28 protein-coding genes are annotated in these 24,964 nt (G+C 41.5%); 27 read left to right on the top strand and 1 reads right to left on the bottom strand.

Features of this window, described 5'->3' with window-relative positions; translation table 11 throughout:
• Positions 1-198: 198 nt before the first annotated feature.
• The 13 genes from CARFE_RS14390 to CARFE_RS0105260 all read left to right on the top strand — a co-directional run bounded on the left by CARFE_RS14390 (position 199) and on the right by CARFE_RS0105260 (position 9,946).
• The gene (locus tag CARFE_RS14390; protein ID WP_051250178.1) at positions 199-603 is read left to right on the top strand and encodes a fluoride efflux transporter FluC; all 405 of its coding nucleotides are present in this window, start codon (positions 199-201) and stop codon (positions 601-603) included.
• Complete coding sequence (gene crcB, locus CARFE_RS0105315; RefSeq protein WP_034541682.1) at positions 603-974, top strand: fluoride efflux transporter CrcB; 372 nt, start codon at positions 603-605, stop codon at positions 972-974. Before CARFE_RS14390 ends, crcB begins: the two co-directional genes overlap by 1 nt.
• Positions 975-1,304 carry a DUF190 domain-containing protein gene (locus CARFE_RS0105310; RefSeq protein WP_011344994.1) on the top strand — a complete coding sequence of 110 codons (330 nt, stop codon included), beginning with the start codon at positions 975-977 and terminating at the stop codon, positions 1,302-1,304.
• 76 nt (positions 1,305-1,380) lie between these two features.
• Positions 1,381-2,556 carry a D-alanyl-D-alanine carboxypeptidase family protein gene (locus CARFE_RS14385; protein ID WP_051250177.1) on the top strand — a complete coding sequence of 392 codons (1,176 nt, stop codon included), beginning with the start codon at positions 1,381-1,383 and terminating at the stop codon, positions 2,554-2,556.
• 31 nt (positions 2,557-2,587) lie between these two features.
• Entirely contained in the window at positions 2,588-2,824 is a 237-nt protein-coding gene (locus tag CARFE_RS0105300) for a hypothetical protein (protein ID WP_011344992.1), read from the top strand.
• 43 nt (positions 2,825-2,867) lie between these two features.
• The gene (locus CARFE_RS0105295; protein ID WP_011344991.1) at positions 2,868-3,326 is read left to right on the top strand and encodes a Fur family transcriptional regulator; all 459 of its coding nucleotides are present in this window, start codon (positions 2,868-2,870) and stop codon (positions 3,324-3,326) included.
• Positions 3,327-3,746, top strand: a complete 420-nt coding sequence (locus CARFE_RS0105290) for a BlaI/MecI/CopY family transcriptional regulator (RefSeq protein WP_011344990.1) — start codon at positions 3,327-3,329, stop codon at positions 3,744-3,746. It begins immediately after the preceding gene.
• Position 3,747: 1 nt separating this feature from the next.
• On the top strand, positions 3,748-4,686 hold the full coding sequence (locus CARFE_RS0105285) for a M56 family metallopeptidase (protein ID WP_028051992.1): 939 nt from the start codon (positions 3,748-3,750) through the stop codon (positions 4,684-4,686).
• A 116-nt stretch (positions 4,687-4,802) separates the two neighbouring features.
• A complete protein-coding gene (locus tag CARFE_RS0105280; RefSeq protein WP_028051991.1) occupies positions 4,803-5,942 on the top strand; it encodes an ABC transporter permease in 1,140 nt (379 codons plus the stop codon).
• A 10-nt stretch (positions 5,943-5,952) separates the two neighbouring features.
• Complete coding sequence (locus tag CARFE_RS0105275) at positions 5,953-6,642, top strand: ABC transporter ATP-binding protein (RefSeq protein WP_028051990.1); 690 nt, start codon at positions 5,953-5,955, stop codon at positions 6,640-6,642.
• A complete protein-coding gene (locus CARFE_RS14380; RefSeq protein ID WP_051250176.1) occupies positions 6,643-7,194 on the top strand; it encodes a DUF2318 domain-containing protein in 552 nt (183 codons plus the stop codon).
• A 1-nt stretch (position 7,195) separates the two neighbouring features.
• Positions 7,196-8,326, top strand: coding sequence for an ABC transporter permease (locus tag CARFE_RS0105265; RefSeq protein WP_028051989.1), 1,131 nt, complete (start codon positions 7,196-7,198; stop codon positions 8,324-8,326).
• Between the two features lie 69 nt (positions 8,327-8,395).
• Positions 8,396-9,946: a sigma-54-dependent Fis family transcriptional regulator gene (locus CARFE_RS0105260; protein WP_011344983.1), complete on the top strand. Its 1,551-nt coding sequence runs from the start codon at positions 8,396-8,398 to the stop codon at positions 9,944-9,946.
• Here the strand turns inward: CARFE_RS0105260 and CARFE_RS0105255 are convergent.
• Positions 9,917-10,528, bottom strand: a complete 612-nt coding sequence (locus tag CARFE_RS0105255; protein WP_028051988.1) for a YdcF family protein — start codon at positions 10,526-10,528, stop codon at positions 9,917-9,919. The two genes, CARFE_RS0105260 and CARFE_RS0105255, sit on opposite strands and share 30 nt — an antisense overlap.
• Positions 10,529-10,619: 91 nt before the next feature.
• On the opposite strand from CARFE_RS0105255, the gene CARFE_RS14375 reads away from it, so the two are divergent.
• From CARFE_RS14375 to CARFE_RS0105185, 14 genes are all read left to right on the top strand, one after another.
• On the top strand, positions 10,620-11,186 hold the full coding sequence (locus CARFE_RS14375) for a flavodoxin family protein (protein WP_051250175.1): 567 nt from the start codon (positions 10,620-10,622) through the stop codon (positions 11,184-11,186).
• Positions 11,186-12,079: a patatin-like phospholipase family protein gene (locus CARFE_RS0105245; protein WP_028051987.1), complete on the top strand. Its 894-nt coding sequence runs from the start codon at positions 11,186-11,188 to the stop codon at positions 12,077-12,079. Before CARFE_RS14375 ends, CARFE_RS0105245 begins: the two co-directional genes overlap by 1 nt.
• A 13-nt stretch (positions 12,080-12,092) precedes the next feature.
• Positions 12,093-12,782: a DNA/RNA nuclease SfsA gene (gene sfsA, locus CARFE_RS0105240; RefSeq protein WP_028051986.1), complete on the top strand. Its 690-nt coding sequence runs from the start codon at positions 12,093-12,095 to the stop codon at positions 12,780-12,782.
• Between the two features lie 86 nt (positions 12,783-12,868).
• Positions 12,869-13,678, top strand: coding sequence for a quinate 5-dehydrogenase (locus CARFE_RS0105235; protein WP_154652725.1), 810 nt, complete (start codon positions 12,869-12,871; stop codon positions 13,676-13,678).
• 29 nt (positions 13,679-13,707) lie between these two features.
• The gene (locus CARFE_RS0105230; RefSeq protein ID WP_034541680.1) at positions 13,708-14,748 is read left to right on the top strand and encodes a methionine synthase; all 1,041 of its coding nucleotides are present in this window, start codon (positions 13,708-13,710) and stop codon (positions 14,746-14,748) included.
• A complete protein-coding gene (locus CARFE_RS14370) occupies positions 14,741-15,538 on the top strand; it encodes a histidinol-phosphatase (protein WP_051250173.1) in 798 nt (265 codons plus the stop codon). Before CARFE_RS0105230 ends, CARFE_RS14370 begins: the two co-directional genes overlap by 8 nt.
• A gap of 91 nt (positions 15,539-15,629) precedes the next feature.
• A complete protein-coding gene (locus tag CARFE_RS14365; RefSeq protein ID WP_051250172.1) occupies positions 15,630-16,088 on the top strand; it encodes an HPP family protein in 459 nt (152 codons plus the stop codon).
• An 88-nt stretch (positions 16,089-16,176) separates the two neighbouring features.
• Complete coding sequence (locus CARFE_RS0105215) at positions 16,177-18,738, top strand: molybdopterin-dependent oxidoreductase (protein ID WP_028051983.1); 2,562 nt, start codon at positions 16,177-16,179, stop codon at positions 18,736-18,738.
• On the top strand, positions 18,738-19,424 hold the full coding sequence (locus CARFE_RS0105210; RefSeq protein WP_011344973.1) for a 4Fe-4S dicluster domain-containing protein: 687 nt from the start codon (positions 18,738-18,740) through the stop codon (positions 19,422-19,424). The genes CARFE_RS0105215 and CARFE_RS0105210 overlap by 1 nt, the downstream gene beginning before the upstream one ends.
• Before the next feature lie 14 nt (positions 19,425-19,438).
• Positions 19,439-20,686 carry an NrfD/PsrC family molybdoenzyme membrane anchor subunit gene (gene nrfD / locus CARFE_RS0105205; protein WP_028051982.1) on the top strand — a complete coding sequence of 416 codons (1,248 nt, stop codon included), beginning with the start codon at positions 19,439-19,441 and terminating at the stop codon, positions 20,684-20,686.
• Positions 20,687-20,852: 166 nt separating this feature from the next.
• Complete coding sequence (gene mraZ / locus CARFE_RS0105200) at positions 20,853-21,284, top strand: division/cell wall cluster transcriptional repressor MraZ (RefSeq protein WP_011344971.1); 432 nt, start codon at positions 20,853-20,855, stop codon at positions 21,282-21,284.
• 11 nt (positions 21,285-21,295) lie between these two features.
• The gene (gene rsmH, locus CARFE_RS0105195; RefSeq protein WP_028051981.1) at positions 21,296-22,231 is read left to right on the top strand and encodes a 16S rRNA (cytosine(1402)-N(4))-methyltransferase RsmH; all 936 of its coding nucleotides are present in this window, start codon (positions 21,296-21,298) and stop codon (positions 22,229-22,231) included.
• Positions 22,232-22,252: 21 nt separating this feature from the next.
• The gene (locus CARFE_RS0105190) at positions 22,253-22,672 is read left to right on the top strand and encodes an FtsB/FtsL family cell division protein (RefSeq protein WP_028051980.1); all 420 of its coding nucleotides are present in this window, start codon (positions 22,253-22,255) and stop codon (positions 22,670-22,672) included.
• 26 nt (positions 22,673-22,698) lie between these two features.
• A complete protein-coding gene (locus CARFE_RS0105185) occupies positions 22,699-24,918 on the top strand; it encodes a stage V sporulation protein D (RefSeq protein ID WP_028051979.1) in 2,220 nt (739 codons plus the stop codon).
• Positions 24,919-24,964 lie beyond the last annotated feature (46 nt).

Below are 24,964 nucleotides of genomic sequence, written 5' to 3'. Positions count from 1 at the left end.
TCATATTCGGCGCGCTATTGAAAACGCTTTTTTATGAAATAAAAATGGAGCTTTTGTTAAGTTAGTTGAAATTAATTATTAAAAAATTTAAAATAAAAAGTGTTTTTACAGTTTCGGAAATGTTTTTTAGCTAATGGTTCCTACCTTTTGTGTTAAAGGTAGGGGCTTAGTTTTTCTGGACAAAAAGAGGGGGATACAATGAATTACTTTGCTGTAGCTCTGGGAGGATTTTTTGGGGCAATTGCGCGGGAAATTACTGGCCGTGCCTTAGGTACAAGCATTTTCCCCGTTAGCACATTAGCAATTAATCTTAGCGGTAGTTTTTTACTTTTATTTTTTATGACCCTGTTTTTAGAAAGAATAACTGTAAGTGATACAGTACGTTTAGGCTTGACTTCTGGATTTTTAGGTGCGTATACCACTTTTTCCACAATGACCAAAGAAATTTATCTATTGCTTTTACAGAGTAAACTTTTAATTGGGTTTGCCTACCTTTTTTTATCCTTAAGTGGTGGGTTTTTATCGGGTATACTTGGTCGTGCTTTAGCTCTTTACCTGGTTAACTTAAATTTCAGGAAAAACACAGTAAAGGATGAGGGTTAATGGTGGACTTATTGTTGATTGGTCTTGGTGGAAGTATTGGGGCCGTTTTAAGATATACCTTTACTAAAAAGATAGGAGAACGCTACCAGGGGGATTGGCCGCTGGCGACGTTTTTAATAAATATAATTGGTTCCTTTGGTATTGGTTTATTATACGGGTTTAAATTAAATCAAGTAATCTGGCTTTTACTTGGTACCGGTTTTTTTGGGGGATTTACGACTTTTTCTACTTATATTTATGAGGCAATTTTTCTTATGGAAGAAGGGTTGTTTTGGAAAAATGTGAATTATTTACTTACATCGATCTTTACTGGGGTAGTTTTCTTTGCTGCGGGGATGTGGTTAGCAAATTTTTTTAAGGGAGGCGTTTAAATGAGTAAGGCAAAATTACTCAAAATTTATGTGGGTGAAGCTACCAAACATGATGGGAAAAATGTGGTTCAGCAAATAATAAAAATTTTAAAAGAAAATAAAATAGCCGGGGTTACGGTGAGCCGTGGAATAATGGGTTATGGAGCCGATGGCATAATTCATGGGACGAAATTACTGGAGCTGTCTGCAGATTTACCGTTGATAATTGATGTGGTCGATAGCGAGGAAAATATTCAAAAAGTGCTTCCAAAAGTATTAGAGGTTTTACCCAAAGGCTTATGTTTTACCCTGGATGTAGACGTGCATTTTTATGGTACCAAAGCAAAGTAAATGGTTTTTTCTTTCCTTGACTTGAACTAATGTTGGCAGTTATATTAAAAAAGAGAATTTTTTGACGAGGGATGAAATGAAACCGGTAAGATTTTTTGCTTTATTTATCCTAATTTTATGCCTGAAAACTATAGCACTGGCAGAAGAACCCCAAATTATTGGCCGAGCCGCAGCGGTTATCAATGTTAACTCCGGAAAATTTGTTTATTTAAAAAATGCCGACCAAAAAATGTATCCTGCAAGCACTACCAAAATAATGACTACCTTAATTGCTCTGGAAAAAGGAAATTTATCCGATAGGGTTTATATCGATAAAGAAGCGTGTTATGTTGAGGGCTCGGCCATCTGGTTGAATCCCGGGGAACAATTAAGCTTGGAAGATTTATTATATTCTATTATGCTTAACTCTGCCAACGATTCGGCGATTGCGGTGGCCAAATACATCGGTGGTGATGTGGCAACTTTTGTGCAGGAAATGAATGATAAGGCCAGGGAATTAGGAGCAAAAAATACCCATTTTGTAAATCCCAATGGCCTTCCCAACGATAACCATTATACCACAGCCAGGGATTTAGCTTTAATTGCCCGGGCTGCTATGCAAAACCCCAAGTTTCGGGAAATTGCAGCGACGAAAACAAAGGTAATAAATCGAGACCCTAAATACTTGCGGTTTTTACAAAACCATAATAAACTTCTGTGGCGGTATGAGGGGGCCAATGGTATTAAGACCGGGTATACCGTAAAAGCCCGGCAATGCCTGGTAGCTTCGGCTGCTCGGGATGGCGAGGAATTTATTGCGGTTGTTTTAGGGAGTGAAGGACGAAATGTTTATGATGATGCTACAAAGCTTTTGGATTACGCTTTTAACAATTTTAAAACAGTAAAGCTCGTTTCTAAAGGGCAGGAATTTGGGAAAGTAGAGGTGGCTGGAGGCAAAGAGCCAGTAAAACTTATAGCGGCAGAAGACCTGTATGATACTGTAAACCGGAGGCAGGAACCCCAGTTTGATTATCAAAAAAAGATAGAAAAGCTCCAAGCTCCGGTAAAAGCTGGTCAAAGGGTAGGGAAGATTGTTGTAAAGGAAAACGAAAATGTTGTTGGGGAAGTAAAATTAGTTGCTTTTAATTCCGTGGAGCCAACCCTTATTTACAGCAGCAGAAAGTTAATTTACCCGGGAGTCCTTTTTTTAGCGGGATTATTTTTAACTTTTCAATTTCTTAAAAAATATGGTAGAATAAAGCCAAAGTATTAAGTCTTTGGCTTTTATTTTTGGAGGGTAATTGATGTTTGACATCTTTAAGGTTGTTTTAAAAAGAATGGCTATTGCTTTCATAAGCTGGGGGGTTGGGCTACTTTTAATTGTTGGTTATAGCTTTTTAATGTACTACCTTTACAGGAATTATTCTTTATGGCATATGCTAAGCGGTGCCGTGCTTTTTTGGGTTATTTTATATTTTATTATTGACTTTTGGGGTTTATTTATCGGATTTGATGAAAGTATAACCAACGAGCAAAAATAATTGAAAACTAAAATAATGATTTTAAGGGAAAAGGACGGGTTTTATGGAGAATATCTTAAGTCAAGTGGGTAAGAAACTTCGTGAAAGTGATTATAAGCTTACTCCGCAGCGGGAAGAAATTTTGCGGGTATTAATTGAAAACCAGGATAAGCATTTAAGTGCTGAAGAAATTTTAGGGCTTGTTAAAGAAAAATCTCCGGAAATTGGCTTAGCCACCGTCTACCGCACCCTTGAAATTTTATATTCTTTAGGCTTGGTACATTGTATGGATTTTGGTGATGGTCGTAAAAGATATGAATTTGAGCTTCTTGAAAGTAAATCGCACCAGCATCATCATTTAATATGTTTAAATTGTGGAAAAATTGAAGAGATTGAGGAAGATTTATTGGAGGAACTGGAAAGGGAAGTATATAAAAATAAAGGTTTTGTCGTAACCAATCACCAGTTAAAAATTTATGGCTTTTGTAGAAATTGTGCGCCAAAAAAGGAAGGGGAGATTTAAATGAGCTGGTTAGAGGGCGAATTTAAACCCCAAAATAAGGGTGTGGCCAAGGTTTTAGGTGAATTAGAAGCAAGAGTTATGGAAATTATCTGGGATTTAGGAGAAGCAACGGTAAAGGATGTCCACCAGATTATTAATCAGGAGAAAAAGCTTGCCTATACCACGATTCTGACCATCATGGGCAGGCTTGCCGATAAAGGGCTTTTAATCAAAAAAAGTATTGGGCTTGCCCATTCCTATACACCGGCGGTAAGCCGGGAGGAATTTTATAATAAGGTTGCCGAAACGGTAGTGGATGGCCTTTTTGAAGAGTTTGCCGAGCCTGCTTTTACCCATTTCTTGAAAAAGGTAGAGAATGATCCGCAGAAACTTGCGGAGTTGGAAAAAATGTTATTAAAAATAAAAGAACAGCAGGGGTAGTATGAGCTTTAAAGTAGTCCATACTTTTTTTCTGTATGCTTTGTTTGGACCTCTTTTTGGCTATACTTTGTTATTATTAATTGGTAAAAGGCTTTTAAAAAATAACAGTTATTTTTGGAGTGAGATTTTAACCATACCGCTTTTAATTCCGGTCTTGGCGGTAATAATTTACTGGGGAAAGCCCTGCCCTCTTTTAACCCTTGCCAACCCTCCTTTAAAGTTTATAGGGGGTTTTTTGTGCTTTTTAGGGGATGGTGCAGCCAAATATTTTACCCCTGTCTTTATATTTGCAGCTTTTTACGGTTTGCACGAGATTATCCGGCCCTATTTCACTTTTAATCGCTTTTTGAAAGCTCACCGGCTAAAGAAAGATGAGCAGTTAAACGGTATTCTTGCTGAACTTAAAGAAAAAATGGGGATAAAAAAAGAAGTTTTTTGTTATCTTGCTCCCGGTAATATCACCATTTTTACCTTTAAATTTGATAAACCGGTGGTAATTGTCGGGGAAGAGTATGCTAAAAGACTGGATTTTGAAGAACTTAAGGCGGTCCTTGCCCATGAACTTGCTCATATTAAAGCTAATGATAGCCTAATAATTAGTCTTTGCCAGTTTGCCACCTACCTCTACTTTTTCGTTCCCGGGCTTAAAAAATATTTTGAAAAGATTTTGTTGTTTAGGGAGCTTAGAGCCGATAAAGTTGCTCTCGGCTATTTAGGTAAAAAAGAACCCTTAGCCAGTGCTCTGGTTAAAACTTACAAATTTGGGGCGAATGCGTCATGGATTGGTTTTGCTTTGGATGTGGGAGGGGATTTTGAAATAAAACGAATGCAGGCCATAATAGAGAGCGATTTGAAAATTCCCCGGAGGAATTTTACCTATTTTGCGGTGATGACTTTGATTGTAAGTTTAAGCTTAATCTTTTTATACTTTATTTGTTAAACGGCGTTAAAACCTCCCCTTTGGAGGTTTTAATTTTTTTGTAACATTTTTGTAACTACAAGATGTAGGAAATTAATTTATAATTAAGTTGAAACTACAAATTAGCGGGTGAGGCAATGAAGATCGGGCATGTAGTTTTACGACAAATGCAGGAAAAAAAGACCAAGGTATTTTTAATGATTCTAAGTATTGCCATCACCATTGGGGGAATCGGAGGAGTTTTACTTACAACTTTTAATTTGCAAAAGGAAGTGGCCGATTACTATGACAAAATTGGTGCAAATATCTTAATTGTACCTGATAAACTTTCCAAGGGGAAGGCCTTTGATGGAGTACCTTTTGCCGAGCAAAAACTAATGGGAATTGATTTGACACTTCCCGACAAAATTAAAACCATTAAAAATAAAGAAAGTATCAGCATAATTTCCCCTAAGGTAGTGGTGAAGGCAAAAGTAAACAACCGGGAAGGGGTGGTTTTAGGAGTAATCTTTGCGGAGGAGTTAAGAGCAAAAAAGTGGTGGCAAATAACCGGACGTAAACCGCAAACCGCGAAAGAAGGGCTAATTGGGGAAAATCTTTACGAAAAACTTGGGAAACCTGGCAAAGTAAAGGTTAATGGTGAAGAGTTTATCATAACCGGAGTGATTAAAAGGACAGGGAGTTTTGAGGATAACAGTTTATTTTTAGATCTTAAAACCGTTCTTTCCCTGTTTAAGATAAATTCTTATACGTTTATTGAGGTAAGTGCTCTGTGTTCAACCTGCCCGATACCGGAAATAGTTAAACAAATCAGAGCGCTGGATCCTACGATAAAGGTTTCGGCAATGGCGGATGCAATTTTTGACCGTAAACTTTTGGTTGAAAATTTTGGGAGTTTCAGCAAGCAAATGGCTTACGGTCTTTTGGTATTAGGTGTTGGAAACTTTTTGATTTTAACCTTTAGTCTTTTTAAAGAAAGGGAAAAGGAGTTGTTGATTTTCAGAACTCTCGGCTTTAACAAGTTAAAGATTTTTAATTTGTATGGCCTGGAAATTTTAATTGTGCTTTTGGTTAGTGAAGTTTTAGGTAGTTTATTAATGGTTGGCTTAGCTGTGGTCTTAGCCAGGATGTTGGGAATTGCTAGCGCCCAACTGTTTTCCTGGCAGTATATAAGTTTTGCCTTAATTGGTGGACTGATTTTATGGGGCATGGTTTCACTGCTACCGGTGGTAAAGGTTTCCCGGTTGGACCATCAGGAAATTTTAAGGGAGTATTAGGAGGAGAAAAATGGCCTACATTCAAGTGGAAAGCATTAGCAAGAAGTATGTTAAAGGCAATGTGGAGACCAAAGTATTGAAAGATGTGAGCTTTCAAGTGGGTAAAGGAGAGTTCTGGATTGTAGCGGGTCCTTCGGGCTCCGGCAAATCAACCTTATTAAGTATCCTTGGAAGCTTAAATGAGCCGGATAGTGGTAGGGTGCTGGTGGATGATTTGGACCTGTTTAGCTTAAGTCACGATGAACGGGCACTTTTTCGCTTAAATTATCTTGGCTTTATCTTTCAAAATTTTCATCTTTTACCTTACTTAACTGCTGTAGAAAATGTTTTGTTACCTACCCTTGCTTATCCCCGGAAAATCAGTAAGGAAAAAGAGGCGCGGGAGCTTTTAAAAATGCTTGGGCTTGAGGGAAAAGAAGAAAAATATCCCAAAGAGCTTTCCGGAGGAGAGCAGGAGCGGGTAGCTATAGCCCGGGCTCTTATCATGGAGCCGGAAATATTGTTAGCCGATGAGCCAACGGGTAACTTGGATAGCAAGACCGGAGAGGAAGTTATGAAGATTTTTGCCGAATTAAATCGCCGGGGTAAGACGATTATCATGGTAACTCATAACCTTGACCATCTTCAATATGCTACCCATGCTTTATTTCTAAAAGATGGTGAGGTTTTGGAAACAAAAACTTTAAAGGAGGCGAATTAAATGACCAAAAAAGAAGAATTTTTAAAACAAAAAAATAGCATGCAGAAAGCTCTGAAAATTATCATTGCGGTTTTGGGAATCATTGCCATAGGATTAACGGTCATGATGTTTGTACCTGCCAAGAAGAAAAAAGAGGGGGCCTATTACGCCGCTGAAATTAATTACTCCGGGCAGGAGAATCAAATGACCGATATTCCAGCGGTGGTCAATAAGGAAGGAAAAATTGAAATACCTTTAGAAGATGTTCAAAAATACGGAATAGTCTACGTGCCTTACAGCCCGACCAAACCGCTGACTGCGTTTTTCTTAAACGACGGAAGATTGGCAGTAGCGGTGAGCATTTGTGAACCGTGCCGGGGCTTTCGCTTTAAAATTCAGGATAATGCGCTGGTTTGTATGACCTGCGGTACGCGCTGGTCTCTGTTAGATAACTTAAAGGGAATTGATGGGGGCTGTACCGCTTACCCGCCCGATGAAATACCGTACGAAGTGAAAGATGGCAAAATTTTGGTAGATAAAAATATTGTAGATGCCTGGCAGCCGAGGGTTTAATATGAGGGGTTTGAACGTTAAAAGCTTCTTTTTAGGCCGGCGGGGTCGGTTAGCTACAAAAACTCTTTTGGTTTTATTAGTTTTTGCTCTTTTCCTTACCATCGGCTTAACTATAAGCAATTTAAATACTTATTTACAAACGGAAAAGGAAAAACGGGGGCAGCGTATTGCCGTGACTGCTGCCACCGAGCAGTTTAGTTTTACTTACCAAAATATCACGTTAGTTTCAGGAAATTACGAGTTAAACTATATTCCAGAAAGTGAAGCTGTAAAGTTTTACAATACTTTTAAACGGCAAATTACCGTTTATGCTCCAAAGAAAGTTCGGTTTTTTACAGTTAATGGACAAAAAACGGCTGTAATTTATCTTGATTTTTCAGAAGAAAAGAAATACCGGCCTTACTGGGAGGTTTTGGGTAAATATCCTGAAAGAGCAGGTGAAATACTGGCAGGATCCGACCTTGCCCGGGAATATAAGCTTAAGGTTGGGGATTTAATTGATTTTGGGGCTTTCAAAGGGAAGGTTGTCGGGATTTTAAAGCCTACCGGTAAAAACGAAGATGGGTTTTTCTTTGCAAGCCTTAAAGAAAGCTCTGCTCCTCCGGACTATTTTCTCCTTCAAGCAATTTTAAAACCCGGGGATGATACGGTAAAATCTAAAGCTTATGAGCTTTTTCCGGATTTAAATATTGACTTTATTATGGGACCAGAAGAACAGCGCTTTAACTTACTTTTAAGGTACCAGGTATTTGGTAGTGTCTTAGCGGTTGTTCTTTTAATAATGGGATTTCTTTTGGTAAAGTCGTTTTTGGAAAATGACCTTTTGGGAAGAAGCCGGGAGATAGGAATTTTTGCGGCTTTAGGCTTTAAAACAAAAGTTATTGTGAAAATAATCTTAATGGAAGACTTGCTGGCGGTTTTGTTAGGAGTTCTGGCCGCCTGGCCGCTGGGATTGATGGTTACTAAGGTAATTTTGCAAAAGTTAGCCATTCCTTATAGGATACTGTTAAGTGGTATAAACATTGCGTTTTTGTCTTCTTTTTTAATTGCGGTGGGGATGAATTATTATAAATTAGGGCAAATTTTAAGGTTACCGATAACCGAACTTTTACGAGGTAATGCCGGGGATTAACCCGGCATTTTTTGTTGCAAGATTTCTTGAAAAAAAGGATAATGAAAAAAGAGGTGAGGTGACGGGGGGATGGGTACCATTAAGTTATCCCTGGATTTTGAAGACCGGGTAGGGTTAGTCTTGGATGTTTCCAGGGTTATTTCTGCCAGAAATTTAAATATTATTACTTTTCAAGTGCTTCCCGGAAGAATGTTTTTGGAGATAGAGAAAACGGATAAAAAAACTTTAAAGCAAATTATCGATGACTTAAAAAATATTCCCAAAGTATTAAAGGTTCATCCCATTGAAATAATGCCCTATGAGCAAAAGGAGCAGCAGCTTAGAGCTGTTCTTGATACGGTTAATGAGGGTATAATTGCGATCGATAGTCACGGTACCATTTCTATATGCAATCAGAGCTGTGCCGAGATCTTTGGTATTCCGGTAGAAAGGGTAATCGGGCAGAATGTGGGTAAGCTTTTAGCAAACGATATTCCCATGCTAAAAACGTTAAAAACCGGTGAAAGTTACAACAACCAGGAAATAATTATTAATGTTGAAGGTAGAAGACTTCATTATCTTACTTCCGGACGACCGATAAAGGACCGCTTGGGCAATATTGTAGGGGTGGTTGCGGTTTTAAAGCCCATGTCGGAAGTCCGGGAACTGGTTTATGCTTTAACCAAACCGTCGTTAAATAGCTTTAACGATATCATCTATACCTCTGAAAAAATGCGCTTTGTGGTAGAAATGGCCAAAAAAGTAGCAAGAACCGATACCACTGTGTTAATCCGGGGAGAATCGGGGACCGGCAAGGAGCTGTTTGCCCGGGCTATTCACTTAGAGAGCCCGAGGAGAACCAAGCCTTTTGTTCCCTTAAACTGTGCGGCGGTTCCGGAGAGTTTGTTGGAATCGGAACTTTTTGGTTATGTGGAAGGGGCTTTTACCGGAGCAAAAAAGGGAGGAAAACAGGGGCTTTTAGAGTTTGCCCATGAGGGGACGTTGTTTTTAGATGAAATTGCCGAACTTCCTACCCACCTGCAGGCCAAACTTTTGCGCGTCCTGCAGGAAGGGAAGGTGCGCCGGATTGGCGGTCAAGAAGAGATACCGGTGGATATTAGAATAATTGCTGCAACTAACCGCAACTTAGAGGGGATGGTCCGGGAAGGAAAGTTCCGGGAAGACCTGTATTTTCGCTTAAATGTTTTTCCACTACAAATTCCGCCTTTAAGGGAGCGGGTGGAGGATATTGAAGTGTTGACCTACCATTTTTTAAATACTTTTGCCAAAAGGCGGGGAATACAGTACTTTGAAATAACGGAAAATGCCTTAAATAAGCTTAAAGCGTATAGCTGGCCAGGCAATGTCCGGGAACTGCAAAACGTCATTGAACGGGCTTTAACCTTAGCGGATGATGGGGTTATCGAAGCCAAAGATATTATTTTAGATAACCCCCAAAATACCTATTTTGTTGCCCGGACTTTAGAAGAAGCGGTTAACCAGGTGGAGAAGGAACTTATTGAAAGAGCTTTAAAACAATACCCTTCCATCAGGCAGGCAGCCAGAAGTTTGGGGGTAACCCATACTACCTTGCGCAATAAAATAAAAAAACTAAAGCTTACCAATAAAGTAGTAGAGTAACTTTAAATATTCTTCAACAACTACTATAGTTTGCCTTAATCTTAACAATCCGCGGGCGTTTGGCAGTTCACCGGCGGGGTAGACAACGGTGGCGTTAACCCCCCGGTCGTTATACATTTTTTTAACCCGCAAAGTATGATAGGCAGAGGTGACCACTAAAATTCTTTTCCAGCGGTTCTGATAATAAATATTTGCGGTTAATAAAACGTTTTCGTAGGTGTTTTCGCTACTGCTCTCCAGTAAAAGAGCCGGAGCGGGAACACCTTTTTTTAGCGCTTCTTTGGCCATGACGCTGGCGTCTTTTGGCTCTCTGGTAAAACTGCCTCCTGACAGCAAAAGATAGCGTCCGTAATCGTTTTTCCAGAGGTTAATACCTAAATTTAACCTTTCCCTGGTACTCTCGCCTAAATCTCCCTTCTTGGTAAGGCCCCCGCTTAAAACCACGACGGCATCGGCTGGTTGAGGATTTTCCTTAATTGTTAAGGGTAAGGCAAGATAGTAATTTAACGGGAAAAACCAGGCGGCGATTAAAAAAATTAAGGTAAGTCCGAAGAATGCAAAAATAATCTTTTTGAAGTTCATATTCTCACCCGGAAAAAAGATTCTATTTTTTAGGCAAAAAAACCTTTTTTTCGCATAAATTTTTATAAATTAGAGCTTTTGGAGGGGTAGGATGGAGGCCGTAGGTGTTGTTGGGAGTCCGAGGCGCCGGGGAAATACCGAGTATTTGGTCAGGTATTATTTAAAACAACTTACCAAAGAGCTGTCAACGGAAATAATTCCCCTGGCGGAAAGAAAAATTGCTGCTTGCAGGGGTTGTAGAAGATGTCAGGCGACGGGGGAGTGCCAAATCCGGGATGATTTCCAGGGAATCTATCCGATTGTTGTTAAAAGCAAAGTCCTGGTTTTGGGCACACCGGTTTACTACAGCGGAATGTCTCCTTTGCTTTCGGCGTTTTTAAGCCGTCTTGGCATGTTATCTTCCAGCAGGGGTCGAGAATTAGGCGGGAAAATAGGTGTGGGAATTGTCACGGGAAGAAGAGCGGGGCACAATATGGTGTTGGCACAGTTACTGCAGTTTTATTTTTACCACGGCTTGATCATTCCCGGAGGCCCGTACTGGACAATAGGTTTTGGAGGTGGAAGAGGGGAAATAAAAAACGACCGGGAGATATATACCGTGCTAAGCGCCCATGCGGCTTTTACGCTAAAGATTTTTAAAAAACTGGGGGGAGAGTAATGAAGGAGTGGGGTCTTGCCCTTGGGGGAGGCTTTTTAAGAGGGGCTGCTCACATTGGAGTACTGAAAGTTTTGGAAAAAGAGGGGTTAAAACCTTCGATAGTATCCGGCACCAGTGTCGGTGGGATTATAGCCCTTTTATATGGAGCGGGGTTGTCGCCTAAGGATATGGAGGAACTTGCTCTTCAAATTAAACCCAAAGACCTCTATAACTGTTTATTTACCGCGGGAGTAGGTATTTTTATCATAAGTTATAATTTATTAAAGCTTTTTGGCTATCAAAATAATAAATTAAAGTTTCCTTTAGGAATCTTTAGACCCATTGGTTTACAGCGAAAAATTGAAAAGGAATTAGGAACGCTTAATATAAATCAATTAAAAGAACAGGTTGCGGTGATAAGTGTAGACCTCTATTCCGGCAGAAGGGTGGTTTTTGGCAATTTTCCAGGGGAGTTTCTACGGGGAATAAACGATTATATTGCTGTCCGGGACGCTTTATTGGTGACTGCTTTGGAGGCGACCTCGGCAGTTCCCGGAATTTTTACTCCGGTAAAATTTTATGACTACTTGTTAACCGATGGGGGAGTTGTGGAAAATGTGCCGGTCAGAATTTTAGCTAATTTAGGTTACGAAAAAATTATTGGAGTTGCCTTGACAAACCCAGAGGAAAATAAGTACCATATTAAAAACATTATTGATGTGCTGGGAAGTTCAATGGAGATAATTATGACATCCAATACCGAAAAAGATGTGGAACGATTCGCCGATTTAGTATTAAGACCCCGAGTTTCGGGGATGGATTGGAATGATTTTGCTTTAATACCCTGGGCCATTCGGCGGGGAGAAGAAGAGGCTTATGATAATCTTGACAAAATTGCTGAAATTGTTTCTTAGAAAGAGGTCTTAAATGGAATTCAATTTTACTCCAATTCCTGCAGTTTTTTGCAAAAAATTAAACCGTTTTGTAGGTGAAGTGGTTTTAAAGGGAGAAAAGGTGTTGGTCCATATTCCCAATTCCGGCCGACTGGCGGAAATTTTAACCGAAGGTCGGCTGGTGTATTTACGGGAAGGCAAAAATCCTGGCCGAAAGTATCAATATGACCTGGTTTTAGCGCAAATGCCGGAATCTTTGGTTTTAGTTGATAGCCTTCTTCCCAATAAAATTGCGCAGGGGCTGTTAGAGAAAGGTATTATAAAGCCTTTTTCTCGGGAGATAGACCAAGTAGTAGCGGAGCAGACCAAGGGGCAGTCCCGCTTTGATTTCAAAGTTCAACTTCGGGATAAGACTGGTTTTATTGAGGTGAAGTCCGTAACCTTGGTGGAAGGGAAGTATGCTCTTTTTCCCGATGCCCCAACTCCACGGGGAGTAAGGCATTTGGAGGAATTAAGAGCTTTATCTTCTCAATATTTAACAGCGGTGGTTTTTTTAATTTGCCGGGAGGATGCAAAAGTATTTAAACCAAATGATAAATGTGACCCGTACTTTGCTTCAGCGTTAAAAAAAGCGGCAATGGCGGGGGTGTATATTAAAGCTTACCGTTTAAAGTTAGACTTAAAAGGAGTTTACTTTGACCGGGAAATGGAGGTAGTTTTATAATTACTAAAAAAATCCTTGGGGTTAGCCTTGGAAGCTCGCGCCGGGATTTTGCCTTTACTTTAAAAGTGGGACATACCACTTTTTTTGTGAAAAGAACCGGTACCGACGGGGATATAGCCCGGGCAATTAAGTTATTAAAAGACGAGGAATATGATGCGGCGGGAATTGGAGGAATAAATTTTTATTATTACCTGGGTAAGAAAAGGTATCCGCTTTTAGAGGCACAAAAAATTAAAAAGGCAACTTCCAAACCTTTGGCGGATGGAAGCTTTATTAAACCTCTATTGGATTTAAAGGCAGTAGAACTTGCCCAAAAACTTCAATTGCTCCCCCAAAATTTTAACGCACTTCTAACATCCTATTTGGACAGGCCCTGGTTATATGCTGGATTAAGGAAGGCGGGGGCTAAGAAAGTTTTAATTGGGGATGCGGCTTTTGCCCTAAAGTTACCCCTTTTTTTCCCGGGGGAAAAACTTTTTACGATAGCAGGAAATTTAACTTTACCGGTACTAAGAACAATACCAATAAAATACCTTTATCCTTTAGGGGCAAAACAGGAAAAAAATACCCCACGCTACAATAAAGTTTTTAGCCGCTGTCAGGTGGTGGCCGGGGATTTCCACTTTTTACGGCGGTATTGTCCTGATTTAACGGGAAAAGTAATTATTACCACTACCTTGCGGAGGGAAGATATAGCTTTTTTAAAAAGCAAAGGGGCCTTGGCGGTAGTAGGTTCGGGTGGGGATTTTCAGGGAATTAGTCCGGGGGCCAATCTTTTAGAAGCTATGGCTTGTGCTTATTTTAAGAAAAATCCCGGGGGAATTACCAAAGAAGAGTTTGCAAATTTTTTAGAGGCTATTTCCTATAAACCACTGGTTCAAATATTTTCGAAATAAAAAAAGTAATTGATGAGGAGGCAAGGACGATGAAGGAAATTTTAAAAACCGGTATTGGGAGCATGCCACTGGTAGATGCCACAAAAAACCTGGAAATTATCAAGGAAGCGTTACCGCAAATACCCCACTGGCCCCAGATGCCCCAGCGGGGTGTGGCGGAGCATTTTGTTTTTCAGTTTTTACGGCCGTTAACGGAAGTGGGGTTACTGCAGGTAGAAGGAAATAAAGGAATTTTTAAGAAAGATGAAACCTTTCCCGAAAAATTAACATTCTTTTATGAAAAGTATTTTGAAGCTCTTGAAAAAAGGGATTATGCTTTTTTTGCCATGCCCCGGGAAAGTGGAGAAGGGCTTTATCTTTTGGTGGAAAAATTTAATGAGTATTTTCCCAGGGCCCTGGCGGTAAAAGGGCAAATGGCCGGCCCTTTGAGCATCTTACTTACCCTTACCGATGAAAACAAGATACCGGCCTTTTACGATCCGGAGATTCGGGAAGCAGTGGTTAAGACTTTAGTTATGTCGGCTCGCTGGCAGGTAAATTTTTTAAAAAATACCGGAAGGAAGGTTTATTTATTTGTGGATGATCCGGCAATTGCCAATTACGGCAGTTTCACCCATCTTACTTTAAAACGGGAAGAGGTAGTAGGAGTTTTAAAAGAAATCATTGACGGGATTTTAGAAGAAGGAGGTATACCCGGAGTCCACTCCTGTGCCGGTATCGACTGGTCAATAGTAACGGAAGCTGGAGCACAGGTTGTATCGGTAGATGCTTATAACTATCTTGATTCCCTGTTTCCGTATAAAGAAGAAATTAAAAGTTTATTAAATACCGGGGGAATTTTAGCCCTGGGGATTATTCCTACCGGCCCGGAAATAGAAAATTATAGTTTAGAAGACCTCTACAAGGATTATGAACAAAAAGTTAATTTGTTAAGGGAAATGGGAGTAGTTTCGGATAATTCGAATATCATGCTGACTCCGGCCTGTGGCACGGGGCTTTTACTTCCGGAGCATGCGGAAAAGATATACGGCCTTTTGCGGGATTTTGGAAAGGAAATCACCAATGATTGATTTACACGTACACACCGTTTATTCCGGGCACGGGGAAGGGGAGTTTGAGGATTATATCCAAAAAGCCCGGGAAAAAGGAGTTACGGAACTTGGTTTTAGTGAACATTTTCCCATGGCATTATATGGAAAAGACTTTCCGGGGTATTCCATGGAGGTTAACGATTGGCCCAAATACTTAAGAAAGCTTTTTAAGTTAAAGGAAACGTACCCTTTTTTAAAAATTGGGCTGGAAGTGGATTATTTTCCTGAAAGTGAAGGGAAAATCAAAAAAGCTTTAAAAGATTTACCGGTGGATTATCTTATTGGCTCGGTTCATTTTATAGACAACTGGCCTTTTGACGATCCCGCGGAAATTGAAAGCTATCGAGGTAAAGATTTAAAAGAGCTGACAGCAAAATATTTTGATTTAGTTAAAAAAGTGATTAGATCAGGGATTTTTAATGTTATCGGCCACTTGGATTTAATAAAGAAATTTGGCCTGGTTAGCTTTGCACTTATTGAGCCCCATTTACCGGAAATTTTCCTGGAATTAAAAAATTCCGGGATGGTGCTGGAAATTAACACCGCAGGCTTACGCTATCCGGCTAAGGAGCAATATCCAAGTAAAATTATCATTGAGGAAGCGGTAAGGGAAAAAATCCCTCTTACTACCGGCTCCGACGCCCATAAGCCGGAGCACCTTGCCTATAAATTTCCGGAAATTTACCAGATGTTAGAGGAAATTGGCGTAAAAAACCTTACAACTTTTGCAAATCAAAAAGCCCGGGAAATTCCTTTAAACCGCCCGTAACTGGGCGGTTTTTTTTTGTGATTTAAAACACAGAAATTTTGTTTTTAATAATTTAAACTGCAATACAAAGGGGGTGTACTGTTATAAAGCAATGAGAGAAAGAAAAGATAAATTAAAAAAAATGTTTTGGACGATAATAGGAAGTTTTTTCGGTATTGGGGCTATTTCTTTTTTAGCGTTTATTTACAAGTTACCACTGCTTTTGCCCTCGTTGGGAGCCACCGCGGTAATCCTTTTTAGCGCCTATGAAAGTCCTTTTGCCAGACCAAAAAGCGTTTTGGGTGGGCATATAATTTCGGCTACCGTTGGAGTGTTTATTGCCCATTTAGCAGGTAGTAACTGGTGGAGTATTGCACTTGGAGTTACTTTGGCAATTGGGGCTATGATTCATTTTAAGACTTTACATCCCCCGGGAGGTGCTACAGCCTTTATGGCAGTTTATAACGCTCCCGGTTGGTGGTTTATCTTAGCTCCGGTGGCGGCAGGGGCGACTTTGTTACTTTTAATAGCGGCTTTAGTAAAAAAACTTGAACAATTACGGTTTTTTTAAAAAAGTATTTGGACGTGAAAGAAATTTGTAAGAATTCAGGGGTAAACTTATTCAAGAATATAAAGAATGTTAAAACGAGGTGGTTTAGGTGAAGTACAAAGTAAAGCTTACCCGGCGTCAGTTTTTGAAAGGTACGGCTGCTGCCGGTGTTCTGCTGGGAGCCGGAGGCGGAAGGGTACTGGTTAAAAAAGCTTTAGCCGATAACCGTGCTCGGGAAGTTAAATTTGTTCGTACTACCTGTTCGCCCAACTGCACCAGCGCTTGTGGGATTAAAGCAATGGTAGTGGATGGGCAAATTAAAGCATTATTTCCCACTAATGACTATCCGGACCCGGAATACAACCCCAGAGGTTGTTTACGGGGGATATCTTTTATTAACTTGATATACGGTCCAGACCGGCTCAAAGGGCCCAGAATTAAGGAAGGTGGCCGGGGATTAAAAGGGAAATTTAGAGATGTATCCTGGGAGGAAGCTTTAGATTATACTGCTCGAAGGCTTAAAGAAATTGCGGAAAAATATGGGCCTGAATCAATAGGTGTTAGTTTCCAAGTAGGGGGTACCGGCTACGTCCATAAGGGAGCTATGGTAGCATTAGCTACCCTTGCTGGCTGGACCTTGCATCACGCTTACGATTTAAACGGGGATTTACCAATGTTCTGGCCCCAGACTTTTGGAGTGCAAACGGAAGAGTTGGAACCTTTAGAATGGGTAAACTCGCGCTATACTGCTATATTTGGTTCCAACGTTATGGTGACCCGGCTTATTGACTCGGATTTACTTTTGGAATCGAAAAAGCGGGGCGGTAAGGTTGTAGTTTTTGACCCCAACTACTCGCCAACGGCAGCTAAAGCCGATGAATTTTACCGGATAAAAGTTTCCAGTGATGCTGCCCTGGCTCTGGGAATTGCCCGGATAATTGTAGAAGAAAAACTTTATGATGAACCGTTTATTAAAACTTATACCGACTTACCGCTTTTAGTTCGCTTAGATAACGGCAAACGTTTGAAAGCTGCTGATGTGGCCGGACTTGCCCTGCCGGCAGGTGTGCCTCCTTACCGGGATGTTTTTGTAGCCTATAACGGCAAGTTTTTAGCGGTAAATCCGGAAAAACTGGAAATGCCCTTAGATGTAGCGCTGGAGGGAGAATATACCGTTACTTTAAAAAATGGCCAAACCGTCAAGGTAAAGCCCGTATTTCAGCTTTTAAAGGAAAGCCTCAAAGTTTATACGCCGGAATTTGTAGAGCGGGAAACCGGCGTAAAGGCAGAGGATGTAGTAAAAATAGCCCGGGAAATGGCTACGATAAAACCGCTTCACATTATTTATGGGGCGAGCAATTATCAGTGGTATCACGGCGATTTAAAAGGCCGGGCGTTAGCGTTGATAGTGGTACTTACCGGCAACCTTGGGAAACCAGGAGCGGGGATTTCTACTTACGCAGGACAGTACCGGATCAGGTTAAAAGTAAACAAATGGTGGTTTCCGGAAGGAAAGAAAGCAAAGTGGTATCCCTGGCTTTATATCCTACACGGACCTACGGAAAACATGGTGGCCCCTAAGCCCAAAAATGGAATAAAGGCTTTAATTTTTGGCTGGCACAACCCCTTTGACCAGCACAATATGGCCAATCGCCTGCGAGAAATGGTGGAAAAGGGTGAGTTAGAGTTTGTGGTAGCTATAGATTTTCAAAACTCCACCAGCTGTCAGTGGAGCGATGTGGTATTACCGGGTGTTACCTGGTATGAAAAAACCGAACTTACCGCAACGCCGGTGCATCCATATCTGCAACTTCAGCAACCGGCAATAAAACCACTATATAATTGTAAGCCGGAACTCTGGATATTTAGAGAACTGGCCAAAAGAATCAATCCGGAATTTGAAAAGCACTTCTTCCCCGGCCTTGATCCGGATAAAGCGGCGGAAAAGGCCATTGAACTGATGTTGGCTACCGGTGGTCCAACGGTAGCAGGGATTACCTTAGAACAACTGAAGAAGGGGCCAGTAAGATTAAAACTGGGGACTCCTGGAAACAGGCAAATAATGTTTTACGAACAGATCGTTGAGAAAAAGCCATTCCCGCCGGAGAGCTTACCGGTACCCCTTGAAAAAACCGCGCAATTTGTTAAAAGCGGGCGGATTGAGTTTTACAAAGACGAAGATATTTTCTTAAAACTTGGCGAGCAGCTGCCGGTGTACAAACCACCTTTTGAAGAAAGCGAGTATGCTTTGGACCCAAGTAGCAAAGGTAAATACCAGTTTGCCTTTATCACCAGGAACTCGCTGTATCGGGTTCACTCCACCCATTCCAACAATATTTGGATGGAAGAGTTGCACAACAATAAGCCCAAGGTTTTTCTTAACCCTAAAGATGCCGAAACAAAAGGTATCAAAGAAGGGGACCTGGTAGAGGTATATAACAGCCGGGGTAAAGTTAAAGGTTACGCCGTTTTGGATCCCGGTATAGGTGAAAAAGTCATAGTTTTTGAACAGGGCTGGTGGAGCCGTTATTTAAAGGAAACCTCCTACAACTCCTTAACCTATCCGTTTATTAAACCGACGCACGAGGTGTATTTTGTACCCGGTGTGTGGAGCCCGAATACGGCCTGGAATGAATGCCTGTGTGATGTGAGAAAGGTGGGTGAAAGTTAATGCGTTACGGTATGGTCATAGACCTTGATAAATGCATTGGCTGCAGGACCTGTGCGGTAATTTGTAAAGAACATAATTCCCAGCCTCCGGGGACCTGGTGGAACCGGGTTTTTACCCCGGGGAGCGAAGAACACCAAACGGCGGTGGAAAAAGACGGGCATTTGCAGATGTATTTTTTGCCGGTAGCCTGCCAGATGTGTGAAAATGCTCCCTGTGTCAAAGTTTGTCCCGTAGGGGCCACTTATACCGACGATAAGGGGCGGGTATTGGTAGATTATGAGCGTTGCATAGGCTGTCGCTACTGTATGACTGCTTGTCCCTATGGTGTTCGCCAGTTTAACTGGGAAGACCCGAAAAAAGCTAAAGACCGGGTTGGATACATGAAGGGGTACAGCTACGGTTATCCCTTTGACCACCGGGACAAGGATGACCGACTGGTTTATACCCAAAACCGTCCGAAAGGCGTAGTAGAGAAATGCACTTTTTGTGTCCAGTATACCGATAAAGGAGAACTTCCGGCTTGTGTTCAGGCTTGCCCGGCCCATGCCAGAATATTTGGTGACCTTGACGACAAAGATTCCGAAATTAGTAAATTAGTCCATGAAAGACAGGTCGTTCAGTTAAAAGAACATTTAGGAACTAAACCCAAAGTCTATTATCTGGCGCCAACTAAGGGAAGACGGTAAAAGGAGGCAATACAATGAAAAAGTTAAATCAATTATTATTGATTGGCATACTGCTGTTTGTAATTAGCATTATTGCCTGGGGCTATCAGTTAAGCCAGGGCCTGGTGGTAACCAACCTGCGTAACCCCTTTAGCTGGGGACTTTATATCGCTACCTTTGCTTTTTTTGTGGGTATTGCTGCCGGGGGTTTAATTGTGTCATCGTCAATTTATCTTTTTGGTATCGAACAGTTAAAGCCTTTCACCCGGATTGCTTCCCTTTCGGCTTTTGCCAGTATTGTAGGCGCTGGTGCAATAATCTTACCCGATATTGGTCGACCGGAGCGAATTTATAACATGCTCTTACATCCCAATTTTCGTTCACCCCTGGTGTGGGATGTTATCGTAATTTCGTGTTACTTAATCCTAACCTTTTTAAGTGTTTATTTTCAGCTTTTGCCGGAATGGAAAAAGGAAAACCGGGGCTTTTTAAACGGCTGGACCAAAAATTTAAGTCAGGAACAGGTAGAAGATATTTCCCGGCTTTGGGCTAAAAGGGTTTCATTAATTGGTCTTCCCTTTGCGGTCTTGATTCATACCGTAACTGCTCTTATCTTTGCGACGCAAGCTTCCCGGGATTGGTGGCATACTGCCGTGCTGCCGCCGGATTTTATCGCGGTGGCTACCGCTTCCGGAACAGCCCTGGTGATGCTTATCTCTTTGTTAGTTGCAGGAAAAGAACGGTTTGTGCAGTATAAAGGAGCGTTTAAAAGCTTTGCCTTTATTATTGCCGGTTCCTTAATTGTTCACTTTTTCTTCATGTATATTGATTTTTTAGTGCGCTGGTGGTGGGGAGTGCCTGAAGAGCTGAACCCTCTGGCACTGGTATTTAAAAAGTATGGCTTTATTCACCTTTTAGAAGTAGCGTTACCAGCTTTTGTTATGATTTATTTCCTTACCCCAAAGGGCAGGGAGTCCTACAACGGCCTAATTACTGGAAGCATCCTTTTATTTATCGGGGTGTTTGCCCATCGTTTCCTTTTAATGCCAGCTTCGTATAATGTATTTCCGCTTAATTTTACCTTACCGGATACGGAGGCAGAAATGGTCAATTACCCGATTGCTATTGGGGTTTATAAGAAAGGGGCCGCGGTGTTTGCCAGCTTTTGGCATTACGCCCCTTCTCCGGTGGAAATAGCAGTAGCTCTTCTTCCTTTTGCCCTGGTAATTATCATCCTGACATTTATGCTTAAAACTTATAAATTTTTACCCGATACTAAATAATTCACCTTTTTCCGAACGCCGCCCGTAATTGGGCGGTTTTTTTTGCCTTCAAAATTTCTGTGATAAAAGTCACACATTTAAGCAGGATTTTTTTTACCTTTGTAGAATTGAATAGTGGAGAAAAGTGGTTTAAAGTGGTGCGAATTTGGTTAAGGTGGGGAAGCCGATGTTTATGGGGGAGTATTCCCATACCATGGATGCCAAGGGGCGGGTCTTTATTCCGGCTCGTTTCCGCGAGGAGCTGGGAGAAAAGTTTATTGTCACCAAAGGGCTGGATCATTGCCTTTTTGTATTCCCCCAGAAGGAATGGAAAGTTATAGAAGAAAAAATAAAAGCGCTTCCCTTTACCAATCAAGATGCCCGGGCCTTTGTCCGGTTATTTTTTGCCGGAGCCGCCGAGTGTGAGCAGGACAAACAGGGCAGGGTATTGCTGCCCAACCATTTAAGGGAATACGCCAAACTTGATAAAGAGGTAGTTATAGTGGGAGTTGGTACCCGGGTGGAAATTTGGAGTCAGGAACTCTGGAACAATTACTGCAACGGGGCTCAGGCAGCTTATGAAGAAATTGCCGAAAAAATGGTTGACTTTTTATTATAGAGGGATTTAATATGGAGTTTTCCCATGTGCCGGTGTTGCTTAATGAAACAATTGAACATTTAAACCTTAAAGCTGGCGGAGTATATGTGGATGCCACTTTGGGTGGTGGGGGCCACAGTGAAGAAATATTAAAAAGGGCTGACTGCCGGGTAGTGGGATTGGATCAGGATGAAGATGCTTTAAACCATGCCGCCAAACGATTAGCACCTTTTGGCGATAGATTTATTCCGGTTAAGAGCAATTTTCGCAACATAAGAAAAGTTGTTTACCGTCTGGGTCTTGATGCGGTAGATGGGGTATTAATGGATCTGGGGGTTTCGTCTTTTCAGCTGGATAATCCTCTAAAAGGCTTTAGTTTTCAGCATGATGGCCCGCTGGATATGCGGATGGATCCCCAAAACCCAAAGACGGCAGCGGATGTGGTAAATACTTATCCCGAAAAAGAACTAATAAGAATTTTTTACGAATACGGGGAAGAAAGGTATGCCCCGCAAATTGCCCGGGCTATTGTAAAACGCCGGGAAAAAAAGCCTTTTACCTCTACATTAGAACTTGCCGAGGAAATAATTCGGGCTGTACCTGCCAAAGCCCGAAGGGAAAAACATCCCGCCAAAAAGGTCTTTCAGGCCATAAGAATTGAAGTTAATGATGAATTGAGCAGTTTGGAAGAGGGCTTAGTGGGTGCGGTGGAAGTTTTAAAGCCCGGAGGGCGGATTGTGGTCATAACTTTTCATTCCCTGGAGGACCGGCTGGTAAAAAATTTTTTCCGACGGGAAGAAAATCCGTGTATTTGTCCAAAGGACTTTCCCATGTGCGTTTGCGGCAAAAAACCAAGGCTTAAAGTTATTACGAAAAAACCGGTGGTTCCAAGTCAGGAGGAAATTGAAAAGAATCGCCGCGCTCATAGTGCCAAGCTTAGAGCTGCCGAAAAATTATCTTTTGCATAAAATAAAAGGAGCGTGAATAAGTTGGTACTGGCAAAAGAAAAACCGGTGATTTCAGAACAACCTAAAATAAAGAAAAAACCCAAAAAGGATTTAATTCTGGGGTTAAAAATTTGGGCAGTAGGAACTCTTTTTCTCTTTTTGTCCGGGGTTTCTTTTGCCACCGTTTTTGCCTATAGAGCTTCGCTGGGTTACGAGATTGCCCGACTTAAAAAAGAAATCAATGCCTTAAAAATCCAAAACGATGCTTTAAAAATGGAGATAGCCTCAATTGATAACAGCAAGGAAATTGAAAAAATAGCCCTATCCCGGGGAATGGAAAAAGCAACCGATAATGTCATGTATGTTGCGATCAAACTGCCGGAAGAAAAGAAGGAAATTCCTAAAACAGAAAAAAGTGGGAATCGGTTAATTGCTTTATTAACCCGCGTATTTAACCGTTAGGAAGAAAGTCGAAGGAGGCCATTAGTTTGCAAAATTATAAAACCATTTATAAAAAAAGAACCGGTGCATTATTCTTGCTTTTAGCTGCTTTTGCCTCCATAATCATTGTGAGGCTTTTTTATTTGCAGGTGATAAAAGCCGAGACTTTAAGAAGTGAAGCTTTAGCAGACCGGCAAAGTGAAATAATTTTACCGCCGCAAAGGGGAAATATTTATGATCGCAACGGAAATTTATTAGCCCAGTCCATCAGTGTGGAATCATTAGTAGCAAATCCCAAACAGTTGATGAAATATTATTACGATGAAACCAAGGAAGCTCCTCCAGAAGATAAGGAAAAGGATGGGAAAAACCTAAAGCCCAAGCCTTTAGGTTTACTGGTAGATAAGTTAAGCCAGATTTTAAATTTAGATGAAAAAGCCAAGGAAAAATTACGCCAAAAACTTTCCAACACCCGGAGCAGCTATGTTTGGATTAAACGGAAACTTTCCTACGATGAAGCCAAAGCTTTGAAAAAGCTCTTAGCGGATAAGGAAGATGAGGTTTATACTTTCGGTCTTGAATTAGTGGAAGAAACCCAACGGTACTACCCCCATAATGATTTTGCCGCCCATCTGTTAGGTTATGCTGGTACCGATAATCAGGGGCTTGCTGGTCTTGAACTTAGTTTAGATAAGTATCTAAAAGGTATCCCTGGCCGCCTGGTCACCGAAAGAGACGCCCGGGGTTTAGAGATTCCTGAATCTTCATCCTTATATATTCCTGCCCGTCCCGGAAACAATGTTTATCTCACCATTGATGAAACTATCCAGTATTTTGTGGAAAGAGAATTGAACAATATTGAAAGTCAGTTAAAGCCTGCTTTAGCGATGATTATCGTCATGGATCCAAAAACGGGGGAAATTTTGGGGATGGGTTCTCGGCCTAACTTTAATCCCAACGAATTTGCCAAATATCCGGCGGAGGTTCGGGAAAAAAACTTTGCAATATGGTATAATTATGAGCCGGGTTCGACCTTTAAAATTATTACTTCCGCTGCGGCTTTGGAAGAAGGAGTGGTTCATCCCCAAGACCGTTTTTATGATCCGGGTTATATTGTTGTTAACGGTCGCAAGATAAAATGCTGGAGTAAGACTCCGCACGGTGCTCAGTCGTTTGCGGAGGTTATCCAAAACTCTTGCAACCCGGGGTTTGTCAAGGTTGGTTTAAGTTTAGGTAAAGAGCGGTTTTACAAATACATTAGAAGCTTTGGGTTTGGTGAAAAAACGGGGATTGAACTTCCCGGGGAGCAAAAAGGTCTTATCATCCCCGAAGACAAAGTAACCAATGTTAACCTTGCCACAATTTCCATTGGGCAGTCAATCGCAGTAACGCCAATCCAGCTTATCCGGGCGGTTTGTGCTGTCGCCAACGGCGGTAAGCTTGTCGAACCTCACGTAGTAAAAAAAATAGTTGACCAAGCGGGAAATATAGTTCTTGAAAATAAGCCCCGTTATTTAAAACGGGTGATTTCCGAAGAAACCGCCAGGACCCTAAGAGAGCTTTTGGAGCGGGTGGTTTTAAAGGGAACGGGCACCAAAGCCTACATTAAAGGCTTTCGGGTGGCCGGTAAAACGGGAACCGCTCAAGTGGTTTCCCCTACCGGTGGTTATGCCCCGGGAAAATATGTGGCTTCTTTTGTTGGCTTTGCTCCGGCCAACGATCCCAAGTTTGCTGCTTTAGTGGTAATTGTCGAACCAAGTACAGGAGTTTATTACGGCGGTCAGATAGCTGCTCCGGTTTTTAAAAGTTTAGGGGAGGATATTTTAAGATACATGGGCGTAAAGCCCCAGGAAGATCCGGAACCGGCGAAAAACGAAGGACCAATTGAAGTTTTCCCCGAAGAGGTAAGGGTACCTGCTTTAGAGGGGTTAACCCTCTGGGAAGCCCAGAAAAAGATTATCGAAAACGGGCTGATCTTTAATGTGGAAGGGCATGGGCCAAAAGTAGTAAAGCAATCGCCGGAGCCGGGAGTTATCGTTCCCGAAGGTACCGAAATTACCTTGACCCTTGGTCAGGGGAAGGGAGATACCGATAAAGTTATAGTTCCCGAGCTTACAGGCCTTACCTTTGATGAGGTTAGTGGAATTTTAAAGCGGCTGGGACTTGGTTTTCGCTATATCGGTTCCGGGGTTGCGGTAGAACAAAACATCAGCCCTGGAACGGTGGTGCCGCCCGGGACTGTGGTGGAAGTGAAATTTAAAAATTAAGGCCACAGCCCCTGGGGGCTCTTTGTTTATAATTAAAATAGCAATT

Source organism: Carboxydothermus ferrireducens DSM 11255, from assembly GCF_000427565.1.
GTDB classification, from domain to species: domain Bacteria; phylum Bacillota; class Z-2901; order Carboxydothermales; family Carboxydothermaceae; genus Carboxydothermus; species Carboxydothermus hydrogenoformans.
The sequence above is the reverse complement of the archived record's forward strand: the minus strand, read 5'-3'. Positions and strand labels throughout refer to the sequence as shown.

Bases quoted from the DNA above. Each gene is read 5' to 3' on its own strand.
- CARFE_RS0105300 (WP_011344992.1), top strand. From the start codon at position 2,588: ATGTTTGACATCTTTAAGGTTGTTTTAAAAAGAATGGCTATTGCTTTC.
- CARFE_RS0105230 (WP_034541680.1), top strand. From the start codon at position 13,708: ATGAAGGAAATTTTAAAAACCGGTATTGGGAGCATGCCACTGGTAGAT.
- nrfD (WP_028051982.1), top strand. From the start codon at position 19,439: ATGAAAAAGTTAAATCAATTATTATTGATTGGCATACTGCTGTTTGTA.
- CARFE_RS0105210 (WP_011344973.1), top strand. From the start codon at position 18,738: ATGCGTTACGGTATGGTCATAGACCTTGATAAATGCATTGGCTGCAGG.
- CARFE_RS14365 (WP_051250172.1), top strand. From the start codon at position 15,630: ATGAGAGAAAGAAAAGATAAATTAAAAAAAATGTTTTGGACGATAATA.
- CARFE_RS14390 (WP_051250178.1), top strand. From the start codon at position 199: ATGAATTACTTTGCTGTAGCTCTGGGAGGATTTTTTGGGGCAATTGCG.
- CARFE_RS0105255 (WP_028051988.1), bottom strand. From the start codon at position 10,528: ATGAACTTCAAAAAGATTATTTTTGCATTCTTCGGACTTACCTTAATT.
- CARFE_RS14375 (WP_051250175.1), top strand. From the start codon at position 10,620: ATGGAGGCCGTAGGTGTTGTTGGGAGTCCGAGGCGCCGGGGAAATACC.
- mraZ (WP_011344971.1), top strand. From the start codon at position 20,853: ATGTTTATGGGGGAGTATTCCCATACCATGGATGCCAAGGGGCGGGTC.
- CARFE_RS0105260 (WP_011344983.1), top strand. From the start codon at position 8,396: ATGGGTACCATTAAGTTATCCCTGGATTTTGAAGACCGGGTAGGGTTA.
- sfsA (WP_028051986.1), top strand. From the start codon at position 12,093: ATGGAATTCAATTTTACTCCAATTCCTGCAGTTTTTTGCAAAAAATTA.
- CARFE_RS0105280 (WP_028051991.1), top strand. From the start codon at position 4,803: ATGAAGATCGGGCATGTAGTTTTACGACAAATGCAGGAAAAAAAGACC.
- CARFE_RS0105245 (WP_028051987.1), top strand. From the start codon at position 11,186: ATGAAGGAGTGGGGTCTTGCCCTTGGGGGAGGCTTTTTAAGAGGGGCT.
- CARFE_RS14380 (WP_051250176.1), top strand. From the start codon at position 6,643: ATGACCAAAAAAGAAGAATTTTTAAAACAAAAAAATAGCATGCAGAAA.
- CARFE_RS0105285 (WP_028051992.1), top strand. From the start codon at position 3,748: ATGAGCTTTAAAGTAGTCCATACTTTTTTTCTGTATGCTTTGTTTGGA.
- rsmH (WP_028051981.1), top strand. From the start codon at position 21,296: ATGGAGTTTTCCCATGTGCCGGTGTTGCTTAATGAAACAATTGAACAT.
- CARFE_RS0105295 (WP_011344991.1), top strand. From the start codon at position 2,868: ATGGAGAATATCTTAAGTCAAGTGGGTAAGAAACTTCGTGAAAGTGAT.
- CARFE_RS14370 (WP_051250173.1), top strand. From the start codon at position 14,741: ATGATTGATTTACACGTACACACCGTTTATTCCGGGCACGGGGAAGGG.
- CARFE_RS0105265 (WP_028051989.1), top strand. From the start codon at position 7,196: ATGAGGGGTTTGAACGTTAAAAGCTTCTTTTTAGGCCGGCGGGGTCGG.
- CARFE_RS0105290 (WP_011344990.1), top strand. From the start codon at position 3,327: ATGAGCTGGTTAGAGGGCGAATTTAAACCCCAAAATAAGGGTGTGGCC.
- CARFE_RS0105310 (WP_011344994.1), top strand. From the start codon at position 975: ATGAGTAAGGCAAAATTACTCAAAATTTATGTGGGTGAAGCTACCAAA.
- CARFE_RS14385 (WP_051250177.1), top strand. From the start codon at position 1,381: ATGAAACCGGTAAGATTTTTTGCTTTATTTATCCTAATTTTATGCCTG.
- CARFE_RS0105275 (WP_028051990.1), top strand. From the start codon at position 5,953: ATGGCCTACATTCAAGTGGAAAGCATTAGCAAGAAGTATGTTAAAGGC.
- crcB (WP_034541682.1), top strand. From the start codon at position 603: ATGGTGGACTTATTGTTGATTGGTCTTGGTGGAAGTATTGGGGCCGTT.